The sequence below is a fragment of the Burkholderia sp. 572 genome (assembly GCF_040545135.1).
Taxonomy (GTDB): Bacteria; Pseudomonadota; Gammaproteobacteria; order Burkholderiales; family Burkholderiaceae; genus Burkholderia; species Burkholderia cepacia.
Window position 1 is genome coordinate 14925 of sequence record NZ_JBEPLH010000022.1, and the last position, 15790, is coordinate 30714.

The 15790-nt window shown below is 67.6% G+C and carries 9 protein-coding genes; 1 reads left to right on the forward strand and 8 read right to left on the reverse strand.

The genetic code is table 11. The features are described 5' to 3' along the window. The first annotated feature begins 80 nt into the window (after positions 1 to 80). Positions 81 to 1556 carry an NYN domain-containing protein gene (locus ABIC51_RS31830; protein WP_175897800.1) on the forward strand — a complete coding sequence of 492 codons (1476 nt, stop codon included), beginning with the start codon at positions 81 to 83 and terminating at the stop codon, positions 1554 to 1556. A gap of 137 nt (positions 1557 to 1693) precedes the next feature. Here the strand turns inward: ABIC51_RS31830 and ABIC51_RS31835 are convergent, their stop codons facing one another. From ABIC51_RS31835 to ABIC51_RS31870, 8 genes are all read right to left on the reverse strand, one after another. After that, positions 1694 to 2086 carry a VOC family protein gene (locus ABIC51_RS31835; RefSeq protein ID WP_059486628.1) on the reverse strand — a complete coding sequence of 131 codons (393 nt, stop codon included), beginning with the start codon at positions 2084 to 2086 and terminating at the stop codon, positions 1694 to 1696. A gap of 105 nt (positions 2087 to 2191) precedes the next feature. Next, on the reverse strand, positions 2192 to 5500 hold the full coding sequence (locus ABIC51_RS31840; protein ID WP_027787959.1) for an efflux RND transporter permease subunit: 3309 nt from the start codon (positions 5498 to 5500) through the stop codon (positions 2192 to 2194). A 104-nt stretch (positions 5501 to 5604) separates the two neighbouring features. Then, a complete protein-coding gene (locus ABIC51_RS31845) occupies positions 5605 to 8718 on the reverse strand; it encodes an MdtB/MuxB family multidrug efflux RND transporter permease subunit (RefSeq protein ID WP_027787958.1) in 3114 nt (1037 codons plus the stop codon). Between the two features lie 15 nt (positions 8719 to 8733). Beyond that, entirely contained in the window at positions 8734 to 10101 is a 1368-nt protein-coding gene (locus tag ABIC51_RS31850) for an MdtA/MuxA family multidrug efflux RND transporter periplasmic adaptor subunit (RefSeq protein WP_226128626.1), read from the reverse strand. 253 nt (positions 10102 to 10354) lie between these two features. Beyond that, the gene (locus ABIC51_RS31855; protein WP_057056455.1) at positions 10355 to 11179 is read right to left on the reverse strand and encodes an IclR family transcriptional regulator; all 825 of its coding nucleotides are present in this window, start codon (positions 11177 to 11179) and stop codon (positions 10355 to 10357) included. Between the two features lie 621 nt (positions 11180 to 11800). Then, on the reverse strand, positions 11801 to 13765 hold the full coding sequence (locus ABIC51_RS31860; RefSeq protein ID WP_059695494.1) for a PhoX family protein: 1965 nt from the start codon (positions 13763 to 13765) through the stop codon (positions 11801 to 11803). A 159-nt stretch (positions 13766 to 13924) separates the two neighbouring features. Then, a complete protein-coding gene (locus ABIC51_RS31865) occupies positions 13925 to 15118 on the reverse strand; it encodes an ammonium transporter (RefSeq protein WP_059486636.1) in 1194 nt (397 codons plus the stop codon). A 274-nt stretch (positions 15119 to 15392) separates the two neighbouring features. Next, positions 15393 to 15728, reverse strand: coding sequence for a hypothetical protein (locus tag ABIC51_RS31870; protein WP_059695496.1), 336 nt, complete (start codon positions 15726 to 15728; stop codon positions 15393 to 15395). Positions 15729 to 15790: the final 62 nt, after the last annotated feature.

Consider the following 15790-nt stretch of genomic DNA (forward strand, 5'->3'; position numbering starts at 1 on the left):
GCGCCGACCGGCTATCATGTGCGCGATGCATTTTTCGCCGCTACGTCATACAACGCAGCGGCCCACCGGTTGGAGTACACATGGCATTACCCCTGGACAACGTCAGCATGGCCGTGTTCTGCGACTTCGAGAACGTCGCGCTCGGCGTGCGCGACGCGAAGTACGAGAAGTTCGACATCAAGCCCGTGCTGGAGCGCCTGCTGCTGAAGGGCAGCATCGTCGTGAAGAAGGCCTATTGCGACTGGGATCGCTACAAGGGCTTCAAGGCGTCGATGCACGAGGCGAGCTTCGAGCTGATCGAGATTCCGCACGTGCGCCAGTCGGGCAAGAATTCGGCCGACATCCGGCTTGTCGTGGATGCGCTCGACCTCTGCTACACGAAGTCGCACGTCGATACGTTCGTGATCATCAGCGGCGACTCGGATTTTTCGCCGCTGGTGTCGAAGCTGCGCGAGAACGCGAAGAAGGTGATCGGCGTCGGCGTGAAGAAATCGACGTCGGACCTGCTGGTCGCGAACTGCGACGAATTCATCTTCTACGACGATCTGGTACGTGAGCAGCAGCGCACGCTCGCGAAGCGCGAACAGCAGCAGCGCGCGGGCAACGGCGGCGCGAAGCGGCCGGACGAGCCGGCGGCGTCGCGCAAGCACGACCTGGACGCGCGCAAGGCCGAGGCGATCGCGCTGGCCGTGGAGACGTTCGACGCGCTCGCGTCGGAGCGGGACGACGTCGGCAAGATCTGGGCGTCGGTGCTGAAGAGCGCGATCAAGCGTCGCAAGCCGGATTTCAACGAGTCGTACTATGGATTCCGCGCGTTCGGCAACCTGCTCGACGAGGCGCAGGCGCGCGGCCTGCTCGAAGTGGGGCGTGACGACAAGTCGGGTGCGTTCGTGTCGCGGGCACGCCAGTCGGCGGCCGCGGAGCAGGTTGCGCAGGCCGGCGAAGGCGGAGCCGCACACCACGGCGGCCACCACGGCGCGCGCGCGGCGGAGCCGGCGCGGGCCGGCCGCGAGCCGCGACGTCGCGAGCAGCGGGCGGAAGCCGTCGTGCACGAAACCGTGCAGGTCGACGCGGCGATGGCCGAATCGGCCGGAGCCACCGAAATCGCGGCAGTCGTGCCGGCTGAAACGACCGAATTCGTGGAAGCGGTCGAAGCAGCCGAGGCGCACGGCGAAGCGAAGGATGGCCGCAAGCGTGCGCGCAAGAGCGCGGCGAAGAAGACCGGCGCGAAGAAGGGCGCCGCCGCGAAGAGCGCAGGCCGTGAGTCGGCCGGGAGGCCAGACGACGCCGGGCATGGCGCGGCGAAGCACGGCGGCGACAAGCACGCGCACGGCAAGCATGCGGGCGACCCGCATCGCGACCCGGAGCAGGGCGACATGTGGCCCGCCGCGGTGACGCACACCGAGCCGGCGGCCGGCGACGTCGGCGGCGAGGTGGCTGCCGCGCCGGCTGAGGAGGCTGTCGAGGCGCCCGCCGAAGCCAAGCCGAAGAAACCGGCCCGCAAGGCGGCACCGCGCGCGCGGCGTCCGCGCAAGACGGCGGCAGCGGCCGAGTAATGGTCGTGTAGGGGCTGAGGTAACGGCCGAGCCGGGTAGTGACCCGGTAACGGCCGCCGGCCGGGTGTCGTCCGAAGCAGGTCGGTACCCGGGCCGGTTTCTCGCAGCGCAACAACGGCCGGCGCAATGCCGGCCCGTCAGCCGAGCTGACCGTTCAGCGCATAAGGCTGCGTCATCACTTCGAGGAAGTGGCCGTCCGGATCGTCGAAATACACGCCGCGGCCGCCGTTGTGGCGGTAGATGTCATCGGGTTGCCGCTTCGCGGGATCGGCCCAGTGCGGCAGCCCGCGCTCGCGGATGCGTGCCAGCACGCGGTCGAAGCCGGCTTCGTCGAGCAGGAACGCGTAATGCTGCGACCGGATGTCCCCCGCCTGTTCGTAGAAATCGAGCGACACGCCGTTGTCGAGCGGCACGACCAGCATCGCGCCGAACGGCGTCGGCGGCGGCAGTTCCAGAAGCTCGGTGAGGAAGCGGCTCGACGCGCGCTTGTCGCGACACCAGACGATCGTATGGTTGAGCTGGACGTTCATGGCGTGTCCCCGTGAAGGGGCCCGCGGTGGGCATGGACTCACGATAGCCGATCGCTGCCGATGCGCAAGCGCGGCGAGCGGCCGCCCGGCGGGCGGCCGCTTCCATCACTTCCCGGCGACGGCCGGCCCGCCGGAATTCCCGCGGCGGTTGCGCCGCTTCTCGGCCCAGACGCGGAAACGGTCCATGTACAGGTAGACGACCGGCGTCGTATAGAGCGTCAGCACCTGCGACACGATCAGGCCGCCGGCGATCGCGATCCCGAGCGGCGCGCGCAGCTCGGCGCCGTCGCCGCTGCCGAACGCGAGCGGCAGCGCGCCGAACAGCGCAGCCATCGTCGTCATCATGATCGGGCGGAAGCGCAGCAGGCACGCCTCGTGGATCGCGTCGAGCGACGATTTGCCGTAGTGGCGCGTCTGGTCGATCGCGAAGTCGACCATCATGATCGCGTTCTTCTTCACGATACCGATCAGCAGGATCACGCCGATCAGCGCGATGATGCTGAACTCGGTCTTGAACAGCAGCAGCGCGAGCAGCGCACCGACACCGGCCGACGGCAGCGTCGACAGGATCGTGATCGGGTGGATGTAGCTCTCGTACAGGATCCCGAGCACGATATAGACGGCCAGCAGCGCCGCGAGGATCAGGATCGGCTGGTCGTTCAGCGACTGCTGGAACGCCTGCGCGGTGCCCTGGAAGCTGCCGACGATCGTCGGCGGCACGCCGACCTGCGCCATCGTCTGATAGATCACCTGCGTCGCTTGCGACAGCGACACGCCGGGCGGCAGGTTGAACGAGATCGTCGTCGCGACGAACAGCCCCTGGTGGTTGACCGACAGCGGGGTCGTGCTCGGCCCGAACGTCGCGATCGCCGACAGCGGGATCATCGTCGACTTCGACGTCGACACCGACGCACCCGACGACGCGCTCGACTTGCCGCTCGCCGCGATCGCGTTGAGCGCCTGGTTGCGCGCGGAGTCCGACGCGATCGCCGCGGCGCTCTGCGCGGCCGTGCCGGCGCTCGACGTGCCGGCCGACGTCGCGACGTAGGTGCCGGCCGCCGCGTTGGTGGTCTGCGAGCCGTTCGCGCTGCCGCCCGACGTGCTGACCCACACCTGGTTCAGCATCTCGGGGCTCTGCCAGTATTTCGGCGCGACTTCCATCACCACGTGGTACTGGTTCAGCGGGTTGTAGATCGTCGAGACCTGGCGCTGGCCGAATGCGTCGTACAGCGTATTGTCGATCTGCGCGGGCTTGATGCCGAACCGCGCGGCCGTCGCGCGGTCGATCGTCACCATCGCCTCGAGGCCGCCTTGCTGCTGGTCCGAGTTCACGTCGGTCAGCTCGGGGCGCTTCTGCAGCGCCTCGGTCAGGATCGGCCCCCACTTGTACAGGTCGGCGCTCGAATCGCCCAGCAGCGTGAACTGGTACTGCGCGTTGCTCTGCCGGCCGCCGACGCGGATGTCCTGTGCCGCCTGCAGGAACGTGCGCGCACCCGCGACGTCCGCCAGCGGCGGGCGCAGTTGCTGGATCACCTGGTCGGCCGTCAGCTTGCGCTCGGTACGATCCTTCAGCGTGACGAACATGAAGCCCGAGTTGGTCTGCGTGCCGCCGGTGAAGCCCGCGACGCTCTTCACGTTCGGGTTGCCCTGCACGATCCGCATCATCTCGGAAAACTTCAGCTTCATCGCCTGGAACGACGTCGACTGGTCGGCCTGGATGCCGCCGATCATCAGCCCGGTGTCCTGCTGCGGGAAGAAGCCCTTCGGCACGACGATGTACAGGTAGACGTTCAGCCCGATCGTTGCGACGAGCGTCAGCAGGATCAGCAGCGGCCGGCGCAGCGCCCACGACAGCGAGCGTTCGTAACCGCGCTGCATGCGGCTGAAACAGCGTTCCAGGAATCGCGCGAAGCGGCCTTCGTTCTGCGGTTCGTGCGACTCGGGGAGCAGGCGCGCGCACATCATCGGTGTCACCGTGAGCGACACCGCGAGCGATACCGCGATCGCAAGCGACAGCGTCAGCGCGAACTCGCGGAACAGGCGCCCGACGATGCCGCCCATCAGCAGGATCGGCAGGAACACCGCGACGAGCGAGATGCTCATCGACAGCACCGTGAAGCCGACCTCGCGCGCGCCGTCGAACGCGGCCTGCATGCGCGACTTGCCGTTCTCGATATGCCGCGAGATGTTCTCGAGCACGACGATCGCATCGTCGACGACGAAGCCGGTCGCGACGATCAGCGCCATCAGCGACAGGTTGTCGATCGAGAAGCCGAGCAGGTACATCGCGCCGAACGTGCCGACGATCGAGATCGGCACCGCGACGCTCGGGATCAGCGTCGCGCGCCAGTTGCGCAGGAACAGGAACACGACCATCACGACGAGGCTGATCGCGATCAGCAGCGTGTGCTCGGTGTCCTTCAGCGACGCGCGAATGGTGGTCGAGCGGTCGAGGACGGGCGTGACCGTGATGTCGGCCGGCAGCGACGCGGTGAGCTGCGGCAGCGCCGCGCGCACGCGGTCGATCGTGTCGATGATGTTCGCGCCGGGCGAGCGGTAGAGGATCACGAGCACCGCGCGCTTGCCGTTCGACAGGCCGAGGTTGCGGAGATCCTCGACCGAATCGACGACGTCGGACAGGTCGGACAGCCGCACGGCCGCGCCGTTGCGATACGCGACGACGAGGTCGCGGTATTGCGACGCCTCGGACGCCTGGTCGTTCGTATAGAGCTGGTAGCGCTGCGGGCCGAACTCGATCGCGCCCTTCGGCGCGTTGGCGTTCGCGGAGGCGAGCGCCGCGCGCACGTCCTCGAGGCCGATCCCGTAGTGGAACAGCGCCTGCGGCTCGAGCTCGACGCGCACCGCCGGGTTCGCGGAGCCGCTCACCGACACCTGGCCGATCCCGTCGATCTGCGACAGCGACTGCTGCAGCACCGTCGACGCGGCGTCGTACAGCTTCGCGGGCGACGAGGTCTCCGACGTCAGCGACACGACCATGATCGGCGAGTCGGCCGGGTTGACCTTGCGGTAGGTCGGGTTGCTCTTCAGCGCGGCGGGCAGGTCGGCGCGCGCCGCGTTGATCGCGGCCTGCACGTCGCGGGCGGCGCCGTCGATGTCGCGGTTCAGCCCGAACTGCAGGATGATCCGGGCATTGCCGACCGTGCTCGTCGACGTCATTTCGGAGACGTCGGCGATCGAGCCGAGGTGCCGCTCCAGCGGGCTCGTCACGCTGGTCGCGACGGTCTCGGGGCTCGCGCCGGGCAGCGACGCCTGCACCGAGATGGTGGGGAAGTCGACCTGCGGCAGCGGCGACACCGGCAGCTTGACGAACGCGAACAGGCCCGCGAGCGCGACACCGATCGCGAGCAGCGTCGTCGCGACGGGGCGGGTGATGAAGGGGCGCGACAGGTTCATGTCGGCACTCGCTGGGCCGCCGCGTGTTCCGACGGATGCGTTTTCGGGAGATGGGGGGGCTGCGCCCCCCCACGCGAACGAAGTGAGCGTGGGGGTCGTGTCATTTACGCATCCGTGCGCGTGCCGGCTTGCGGGCCGTGGCGCTCGAACCAGCCGCGCACGCGGCGCGCGAGCGAGTCGAAGCCGAGGTAGATCACGGGCGTCGTGAACAGCGTCAGCACCTGCGACACGATCAGGCCGCCGGCGATCGCGACCCCGAGCGGCTGGCGCAGCTCGGAGCCCGCGCCGGCGCCGACGATCAGCGGCACCGCGCCGAGCAGCGCGGCGAGCGTCGTCATCAGGATCGGCCGGAAGCGCAGCAGGCACGCCTGGTAGATCGCCTCGCGCGGCGGCTTGCCTTCGACGCGCTCGGCCTCGAGCGCGAAGTCGATCATCATGATCGCGTTCTTCTTCACGATACCGATCAGCAGCACGATGCCGATGATCCCGATGATGTCGAGGTCGTGCCCGGTGATCATCAGCGCAAGCAACGCGCCGACGCCGGCCGACGGCAGCGTCGACAGGATCGTGATCGGGTGGATGTAGCTCTCGTACAGCACGCCGAGCACGATGTACATCGTGACGACCGCCGCGAGGATCAGGAACAGCTGGTTCGACAGCGATGCCTGGAACGCGAGCGCCGCGCCCTGGAAGCGCGTCTGGAACGACGCGGGCAGCCCGATGTCCTTCTCGGCGGCCTCGATCGCCTTGACCGCCTCGCCGAGCGACGCGCCCGCCGCGAGGTTGAACGAGACGGTGGTCGACGGGAACTGCGACAGGTGCGCGACCAGGAGCGGCGACGGCCGTTCGTGGAACGACGCGATCGACGACAGCGGCACCTGGCCGCCGCCCGCCGACGGCAGGTAGATGTCGTTCAGCGATTGCGCGTAGTGCTGCTCCTTCGGCTCGGACTCGAGAATCACGCGGTACTGGTTCGACTGCGTGAAGATCGTCGACACGATGCGCTGGCCGAATGCGTCGTACAGCGCGTTGTCGACGGTCGCCGGCGTGATGCCGAAGCGCGCGGCGCTCGCGCGGTCGATCTCGATGTAGACGGACTGGCCGTTGCTCTGCAGGTCGGTCGCGACGTCGGCGAGCGACGGCTCCTGCTGCAGCCGCGCGACGAGCTTCGGCACCCAGGTCGCGAACTCTTCCGAGTTCGGGCTCGTCAGCATGAACTGGTACTGCGTCGGGCTGACGGTCGAGTCGATCGTCAGATCCTGCACCGACTGCATGAAGAGCGAGATCCCGGTGATGTTCGCCACGCGGTGCTGCAGGTCGCGGATGATCTGCGCGGCCGTTTTGGAACGCTCGTCGCGTGCCTTCAGGTTGATCAGCATCCGGCCGCTGTTCAGCGTGATGTTGCTGCCGTCGACGCCGATGAACGACGTGAGGCTCACGACATTCGGATCCTTCAGGATCTCGGCCGCAAGCGCCTGCTGGCGCTCGGCCATCGCGCCGTACGAGATCGACTGCGGCGCCTGCGTGATCGCCTGGATCACGCCGGTGTCCTGCGCGGGGAAGAAGCCCTTCGGCACGTAGACGTACAGCAGGCCCGTCAGCGCGAGCGTCAGCAGCGCGACGACGAGCGTCGAGCGCTGGCGGTTCAGCACCCATTCGAGCGCGACCGCATAGCGCGCGATCACCCAGTCGATCGCGTGGTGCACGCGCGCCTCGAAGCGATGGCTCTCGGGCGGCGGCGAATGGCGCAGCAGCTTCGCGCACATCATCGGCACGAGCGTGAGCGACACGATCGCCGAGATCACGATCGTCACCGCGAGCGTGATCGCGAATTCATGGAAGAGGCGCCCGACCACGTCGCCCATGAATAGCAGCGGGATCAGCACCGCGATCAGCGACACCGTCAGCGAGATGATCGTGAAGCCGATCTGCTTCGAGCCCTTCAGCGCGGCCTCGAGCCCGGATTCGCCTTCCTCGACGTAGCGCGCGATGTTCTCGATCATCACGATCGCGTCGTCGACGACGAAGCCGGTCGCGATGGTGAGCGCCATCAGCGACAGGTTGTTCAGCGAGAAGCCGGCCATGTACATCACCGCGAGCGTGCCGATCAGCGACAGCGGCACCGACAGGCTCGGGATGATCGTCGCGTAGATGTTCGCGAGGAACAGGTACATCACGAGCACGACGAGCCCGACCGCGACCAGCAGTTCGAACTGCACGTCGCGCACGGCGGCGCGGATCATCGTCGTACGGTCGGTGACGATCTGCACGTCGAGCGCGGCCGGCAGCGTTTCCTGCAGCTTCGGCAGCTGCGCCTTGATCGCGTCGACCGTCTGGATCACGTTCGCGCCCGGCTGGCGCTGCACGTTCAGGATGATCGCGGGCTCCGAATTCACCCACGCGCCGAGCTTGGTGTTCTCCGAGCCGGCGACGACCGTCGCGACGTCGGTGAGCATCACCGGGCGGCCGCCTTTGTATGCGACGACCGCGCTGTTGTATTGATCGGCGCTCGTGAGCTGGTCGTTCGCGTTGATCGTGTACGCGCGCGTCGGGCCGTCGAAGTTGCCCTTCGGCGTGTTCACGTTCAGGTTCGAGATCGTCGTGCGCAGGTCGTCGAGGTTCATCCCGTACTGCGCGAGCGCGGTCGGGTTCGCCTGGATCCGCACGGCCGGGCGGTTGCCGCCCGACAGGCTGACGAGGCCGACGCCCGCGATCTGCGAGATCTTCATCGCGAGGCGTGTGTCGGCGAGGTCCTGCACCTGCGTGAGCGGCAGCGTCTTCGACGTGACCGCGAGCGTGATCACCGGCGCGTCGGCCGGGTTGACCTTCGCATAGATCGGCGGGGCAGGGAGGTCGGACGGCAGCAGGTTGCCGGCCGCGTTGATCGCGGCCTGCACTTCCTGTTCGGCGATGTCGAGCGGCAGGTCGAGCGAGAACTGCAGCGTGATCACGGACGAGCCGGCCGAACTCTGCGACGACATCTGGTTCAGCGACGGCATCTGCCCGAACTGCCGTTCGAGCGGCGCGGTGACCGACGAGGTCATCACTTCCGGGCTCGCGCCCGGGTAGAAGGTCTGGACCTGGATCGTCGGATAGTCGACTTCCGGCAGCGCGGCGAGCGGCAGGAAGCGCAGCGCGACGAGACCGGCCAGCATGATCGCCGCCATCAGGAGGGCGGTGCCGACCGGCCGGAGAATGAAAAGGCGGGATGGATTCATCGAGCGGCCCGCGCGTTACTGGGCCGCGGGGGCCGCTGCCTGCGACGCGCCGTGCCGGTGTCCGCCGCGATGGCCGTCGGCGCCCGATGCACCCGACGCCGCACCGGCGCCGCGCGCGCCCGACGCGCCTTTCGGCTTGTCGGCCGGGATCGAGATCTTCGCGCCTTCGCGCAGGCGGTCGGAGCCGTCGGTCACCACGCGCTCGCCGAGCGACACGCCGCTGACGATGCTCGTGCGTTCGCCGTCGACCGGGCCGACCGTGACCTTGCGCACCGTCACCGTGTTGTCGGGTTTCACGACGTAGACGAACTGGCCGATCGAGCCGGTCAGCACGGCGGAGGTCGGCACGATCGTCGCGTTGCGCATCACGTCGACGAGCAGCCGCGTGTTCACGAACTGATTCGGGAACAGCATGCCTTCCTTGTTATCGAAGTTCGCGCGCAGCTTGACCGTGCCCGTGCTCGTGTCGATCTGGTTGTCGAGCGTCGCGAGCGAGCCCGTCTCGAGCGGCACCGTGTTGTTGCGGTTGTACGCGGTGACCGACAGCTTCTGGCCCGCGTTCACCTGCTTGAGAATCTGCGGCAGGTTGTCTTCCGACGTCGTGAAGATCACGCTCATCGGCTGCAACTGCGTGATCACGACGATGCCGTTGGCATCGCCCGGCGTCACGTAGTTGCCGGGGTCGACCTGGCGCAGGCCGACGCGGCCCGACACCGGCGCGGTGATGCGCGCATACGTGAGGTTCAGCTTCGCGGAATCGATCGCGGCCTGGTCGGTCTTCACCGCGCCTTCGTATTGCTTGACGAGTGAGGCCTGCGTATCGACCGTCTGCGACGCGATCGAATCCTGCAACAGCAGCGTCTGGTAGCGCTTCAGGTCGAGGCGGGCCGTCGCGAGCAGCGCCGAGTCGCGCGCGTGCGTGCCTTCGGCGTTCTCGAGCGACACCTGGTACGGGCGCGGGTCGATCTGCGCGAGCACGTCGCCTTTCCTGACGATCTGGCCTTCCTGGAACGAGACCGACTGCAGGTAGCCCGACAGCTGCGTCTTGACCGTCACGTTCGCGAGCGGCGTGACGGTGCCGAGCGCGGACAGCACGATCGGCATTTCGCCCTGCGTCGCGGTCGCGACCTGCACGGGCTGCGGAATGTTCGCCATCGCGGCGGGGCCGCCTCGGCCGCGGTGGCCGCCGCCACCGGCGGCGCTTGCACCCGCCCCCGTCGCGGCACTGCCGGCCGCCGGCGTGCGGTTCCACGGGTGCCACCACAGCAGGCCGCCGATGACGACGACCGCGAGCGCCCCGGCCATCAGCGTGCGGCGCGGGCGCCGTGCGGCGGGAGACGCGGGGTCGTTCGAAGGAGGCGTGGGCTTTTGTTCGTTATCCATCGTGTTCTGTCAGGAAGACGGCGCGGCGTGCCGGAAATCGGACTGCTGGGCTGCGCGTGGGCGGGCGGTGCCGGGACGGGGCGCCCGGCTCGGTCCGGGGCCCCGCCGGCCTGCGCGGGAAAAGAGCGGTGCGCACCGCGAAGGCGGCGCGACGATGGGCATGATCCTACGTCCCGTCCCCGTTACAGTCCAGTGGACTATCTTTCAACGGGTTACGGTCGTTACAGAACGCAATTGGACGATGACGAATCGATTACACGGCGTGCCGCCGGGCCGGTGCGCCGCCGATCTCGCGGGTGATTTTCGCGATGCATTCGTGAAGCGCGGGCACCACGTGTTCGTGCAGCCATTCGGGCGGGCACTGGTGCGACGCGCCGCCGCAATTCACCGAATAGCGCTGCCCCGACGGGCCGACGAATCCGGCCGCCACCGCATTCAGGCCCTCGCGCCATTCGCCGATCGCGATCGCGCAACCGTCGCGCATTGCGTCGTCCAGCGCGGGGGTCAGGCGCGCGGACACGTGCGGCCAGTCGTCGCCGGCCGTGGTGCGCAGCGACTCGAGCAGCAGGCGGCGTTCGTCGTCCTCGAGTGCGGCGAGATACGCACGGCCTACCGCGGTGCGTGCGATGTCCATCCGCGAGCCGATCTCGAGACGCGTGACGAGCACGGCCGAGCGCGGCCGGATCACGTCGATCGCGACCATGTCGAGCCGGTCGCGCACCGCGAGGTGCACGGACAGGGACGTGCGTTCGGCCAGTTCGATCATGAACGGCCGCGAGCGCGCGCGGATGTCGAAGTTGCGCAGGAAGCCGTGGCTGAGTTCGAGCACCGACGCGGTGAGCACGAAGCGCTCGCTGTCGGGCAACTGGAACAGGAAGCCGGCGCTGACGAGCGTCGCGGTGATGCGCGAGACGGTCGGCTTCGGGATGCCGGTCAGTTCGGTCAGCTCGCGGTTGCTGACGGGCGCGTCGGCAGCCGCGATGCGACGCAGGACGGCGAGGCCGCGGGCGAGGGCGGTGATTTCGTCGGGCGAGGATTCACGGTCCCGCGACGCGGGAGGGGTTACAGTGGTCGACACGAGGGATTCTCTCTATTTCCGAAACTCGATTTCAATTTTGTTGGTATTGTAGGACTATTGTCAAAGGATGCATGTTCCGCGGGTGAACCGGTCATTGGATGAGATTTTACGGGTTCACCCTTGGTTTATTAGGAAAACGCTCAAATGAGCGTTGCCAGAAAGTGCATGAACCGGTGCAAATACCGCTTGACTTGTCGGGCGGAAACGGAAAGAATGTCTCACGTTTTCGAAACATCGTTTCAAGAGTTTAACCGGCAACGATGTTTCGCGCAGTCTCTCAGGTTCTAGCACGGCCCTCGGAATGGCTAGAACTTTTTTAGCGCCACGGTCTCCGTGGCGCTTTTTTTTGCCCGTTTTTCTGCTCGCCCGCCCGGACGCGTCAGGCCCGTATTATCCCCCGATCGTCGAAACCCCCCGTTTACGCCCGCGCGGCGTCTGCTCGCGCGTGCGCCTGACGCGATTCGCACGCGCAAAAAAAAAGCGCGATGCCCGCACTGGGCATCGCGCATCAAACGGCGTGGAGCGCCGACGAATGATCGGTGATGAAGAAAGGGACGCCCGGTTAGGGACGCCCGGTCAGGGACACCCCGGCCGGCGGTGGCGCCTCCTCGCGCGGCCCGGTCAGGCCTTCGCGAGCTTGATGCTGGTCTGCTCGGCCGTCAGGTAGCCGACGCTCGCGCCGAAGCGGTCCTTGAAGTTCGCGCGCACGAGCGGGTCGAGCGTCGGCTTGACCTTGTCGTGCAGCGGCGATTCCCAGTCGCCCGCGTGCTGGAAGTTGCTCATGATGTACGTCCAGCCGTTGATCTCGTCGACCGCGTGCAGGCCCGTCGATTCCGCGCCGGCCGGGCACGACAGCACGCGCACCAGCGACTTCGTGTCGACGTTGTACGCCCACAGGAAGTTGTTCACGTGCATGCCCGAGTCTTCGCCGATGAAGAGCGTGCGCAGCTTTTCGGAGAACTTCAGGTTGTCCGGGTTCGCGATCTTGTCCGGGTTCGCGAGGTTGCCGAGCCCGTCGGCCGCGGCGAGATCCTCGCCGACGAGCGCGGCCGGCGCGCCCATGTCGACCGGCACCCATTCGCTGTCGATCGCGCTGCCCGTCGTGTCGCGCTGGCTGCCCTTCAGGTTCAGCGCATAGACGGCGCCCGCGGCGATCTTCTTGTCGACCGCGACGTCGCGCGACGCCGCATTGCCCTTGACCATCGACGTCTCGATCCGCGACATCGCCGTGTAGACGATCTTGTCCTTCGCGTTCACGGTCGTGCCTTCGAGCTTCGTGAAGCCCATGCTGCCGCCGAGCAGCGCCGCATAGCGGTGCGTCTCGAGGAACGCGGCCGCCTTTTCCATCCCCGGCTTCACGCGCATCCAGTTGAACTTGCCGCCGAAGTGGATCTTCGTGTAGCTCGCATCGTTCGGGTCGGTGGTCACCAGGTCCATGATGTCCGACGCCTTCAACGTGTTCGCGAGCGCTTCGATTTCGCCGCTCGTCGCGTGGCCGATCCTGATCCACGTGAGCGTCGCGGTGCCGGCGCCGGCCGACGAGGTCTGCGTCCACTTCGCGACGTACAGCGTGCCGGCCGACAGGTCGGCGGCCTTGTCGGCGACGAACATGAACAGGCCGCCGTTGGTGGCGTCGTCACCCATCATCACGGTGCGCTGGTCCGGCATCACCTGGATCAGCTCGTGCGAGATGCGGCCGAGGCAATAGTGCTTCTTCACGGTGCCCGTGCCGTCGGGATTCACGGTGATCTCGGGCAGGTGGCCGTAGTGGTAGGGGTTCGCCTTCGTCTCGTCGCCGAACGTGTTCCTGCTGAACGCCTTGAACTGCGCGTCGGTCGCGGCCTTGGTCGCGTCCGGCTCGTACTCCTCGCTCGACAGGTGCGTGCCCCACGGCGACAGGCTCGCGCCGCACGTGATCCACAGGCCGTGCGCCTTCGATGTGTCGACGTTGTGGTACTTGACGACCTTCAGCGCGCCGTTGGCCGGATCCTGGTCGAGCGTCAGCACCGCGATCGGCGACGGCAGCTGGCCGTACTGCGATGCGCTCGCCTGGTCGCGCGTCGTGTATTCGAACTGCACGACGGCGAACACCGTGTTGCCTTTCACGCCGGGCACGTTCGCGTTCTTCAGCGTCAGCAGCGAGCTGCCGTCCGGGCAGTCGGAATAGAACTGGCGCTCCTTGCCGGCAACCGAGCGGTCGATGATCGGCTGGTTGTTGATGTCGTAATAGCCGCCCGCGAGCGTCGTGCCGCCCTTGCCGTCCGGCACCATGTCGCCCGTCACGAAGAACGGCCGGTACGCGAGCTTGAAGTTGCGCGCCGAGCCGTCCGAGAATGACACCGACAGCGTCGAGCCGACCGTCGTCGTGGCCATCGCGGCCGCGTTGTCGAGCGTCGGGGCGGCCATCGCCGAGAACGTCGCCGACGTGTACGCGGCGGCGACCGGGGCCGGCGTCGACGCCGGATTGTCGTCGCCGCCGCAACCCGTCAGCAGGGCCGGCAGCGCGAGGCCGGAAAGGGGAAGCATCGGCGCGCCGGCGAGGATCTTCAGGGCCTGACGACGGGAAGCATTGGGCAACGCGGGCATGTGGAGTCCAGTTTCAGTTGTTGGAAGAATGGCCTTCGCGAAGCAGGCGCTCGGCAAGCGTCGCGAAGGCAAATTGAAAACTGGACGGAAGTGTAAGGACGCTCGATGAAAGTTTTTTGAATTGAAAACGTAATGACGAGCCGGGCGTTCGTCAGGGGCTCAATCGCGTTCGGGCGTCGCCGAGATGCGGTGGATCGACAGGTCCGCGCCGTCGAACTCGGCTTCGCGGTCGAGGCGCAGCCCGACGGTCGCCTTCAGCGCACCGTACACGAGCGTGCCGCCCGCGGTCGCGATCGCGATGCCCCCGAGCGTGCCGACGAGCTGCGACATGAACGACACGCCGCCGAGGCCGCCGAGCGCGGGCAGGCCGAACACGCCGGCCGCGAGGCCGCCAAGCGCGCCGCACATGCCGTGCAGCGGCCACACGCCGAGCACGTCGTCGATGCGCCACTTGTTCTGCACGCAGGTGAACATCGCGACGAACAGTGCGCCAGCGGCCGCGCCCGTGACGAGTGCGCCGATCGGGTGCATCACGTCGGAGCCCGCGCATACCGCGACGAGGCCCGCGAGCGGCCCGTTGTACGTGAAGCCCGGGTCGTTGCGGCCGGCCATCCACGCGGCGAGCGTGCCGCCGACCATCGCCATCAGCGAGTTCACGGCGACGAGGCCGCTGATCTTGTCGAGCGTCTGCGCGCTCATCACGTTGAAGCCGAACCAGCCGACCGCGAGCACCCACGCACCGAGCGCGAGGAACGGGATGTTCGACGGCGGGTGCGCGGCGATCCGGCCGTCCTTCGCGTAACGGCCGTGGCGCGCGCCGAGCAGCAGCACGGCCGGCAGCGCGACCCAGCCGCCGAACGCGTGCACGACGACGGAGCCCGCGAAATCGTGGAACGGCGCGCCGAACGCGTGCGCGAGCCAGGCCTGCACGCCGAAGCGTTCGTTCCACGCGATCCCTTCGAAGAACGGATAGATGAAGCCGACGATGATCAGCGTCGCGACGAGCTGCGGATTGAACTTCGCGCGCTCGGCGATGCCGCCGGACACGATCGCGGGAATGGCCGCCGCGAAGGTCAGCAGGAAGAAGAAGCGCACGAGCGCGTAGCCGTTGTGCTGGGACAGCGTGCCGATGTCGTCGAAGAACTCGACGCCGTACGCGATCGTGTAGCCGATGAAGAAATACGCGAGCGTCGACACCGAGAAGTCGACCAGGATCTTCACGAGCGCGTTGACCTGGTTCTTCTTGCGGACCGTGCCGAGTTCGAGAAATGCAAAGCCCGCGTGCATCGCGAGCACCATGACGGCGCCGATCAACAGGAACAGTGAGTCGACGCCGGATTTCAGACCATCCATGCCGTGGCTTCCTTGCGCAAAAAACGGGCAAGGAATGCAAATATCGAGCCAACTTGGTGAGCCGCCGCATGGAGTTGGTGCCCGTGCGCCGCGTGGTGAGGCATTCCGATGGATCGTGCACGGGAAGAGGGCGTGACCGACGCGAGCCGAGCGCGATGCCTGATGCACGCACGTGGTGCGGCGCGTACGGAACTGGTGCGCGTGACGAGCCGGTTGATGCGGCGTGGTGCGCGATGGTGCGCGGCGGCGCACCAACCGGCGCGTTAGTGGCGCATTAGTGGCGCGTGAACAGCTGGGGCGGCCGGCGCAGCCGCAGCGCGCACGCCGACCAGTAGGCGGCAACGGTTGTCAGCCCGAGCGCGGCGAACGCGAGCGCCGCGAAGCCCGCGAGCGACTGGCCGTCGCCGTCGGGGCCGAGGATGCCTTGCGCGACGATCAGCGCGGCGGTCCAGAAGCCGATCACGGCCTGCGCGAGCAGGCGCGCGGTTGCGACGCGGCGCGGGCGTCCGGATTCGGCCAGGCGATGCGCCGACCGCGGGCGCAGACACAGGAACAGGGTGGCGGCGAGCAATGCGGCCAGGGCGATGAGCCAGTCGACGAGGAAATCCATGAGAAAAAGGGGGCACGTCCGAAGCGGGTTGAAGCGTGCCCACTTTAGAGTCCTCGCGTGTG

Bases quoted from the DNA above. Each gene is read 5' to 3' on its own strand.
- ABIC51_RS31830 (WP_175897800.1), top strand. From the start codon at position 81: ATGGCATTACCCCTGGACAACGTCAGCATGGCCGTGTTCTGCGACTTC.
- ABIC51_RS31835 (WP_059486628.1), bottom strand. From the start codon at position 2,086: ATGAACGTCCAGCTCAACCATACGATCGTCTGGTGTCGCGACAAGCGC.
- ABIC51_RS31840 (WP_027787959.1), bottom strand. From the start codon at position 5,500: ATGAACCTGTCGCGCCCCTTCATCACCCGCCCCGTCGCGACGACGCTG.
- ABIC51_RS31845 (WP_027787958.1), bottom strand. From the start codon at position 8,718: ATGAATCCATCCCGCCTTTTCATTCTCCGGCCGGTCGGCACCGCCCTC.
- ABIC51_RS31850 (WP_226128626.1), bottom strand. From the start codon at position 10,101: ATGGATAACGAACAAAAGCCCACGCCTCCTTCGAACGACCCCGCGTCT.
- ABIC51_RS31860 (WP_059695494.1), bottom strand. From the start codon at position 13,765: ATGCCCGCGTTGCCCAATGCTTCCCGTCGTCAGGCCCTGAAGATCCTC.
- ABIC51_RS31865 (WP_059486636.1), bottom strand. From the start codon at position 15,118: ATGGATGGTCTGAAATCCGGCGTCGACTCACTGTTCCTGTTGATCGGC.
- ABIC51_RS31870 (WP_059695496.1), bottom strand. From the start codon at position 15,728: ATGGATTTCCTCGTCGACTGGCTCATCGCCCTGGCCGCATTGCTCGCC.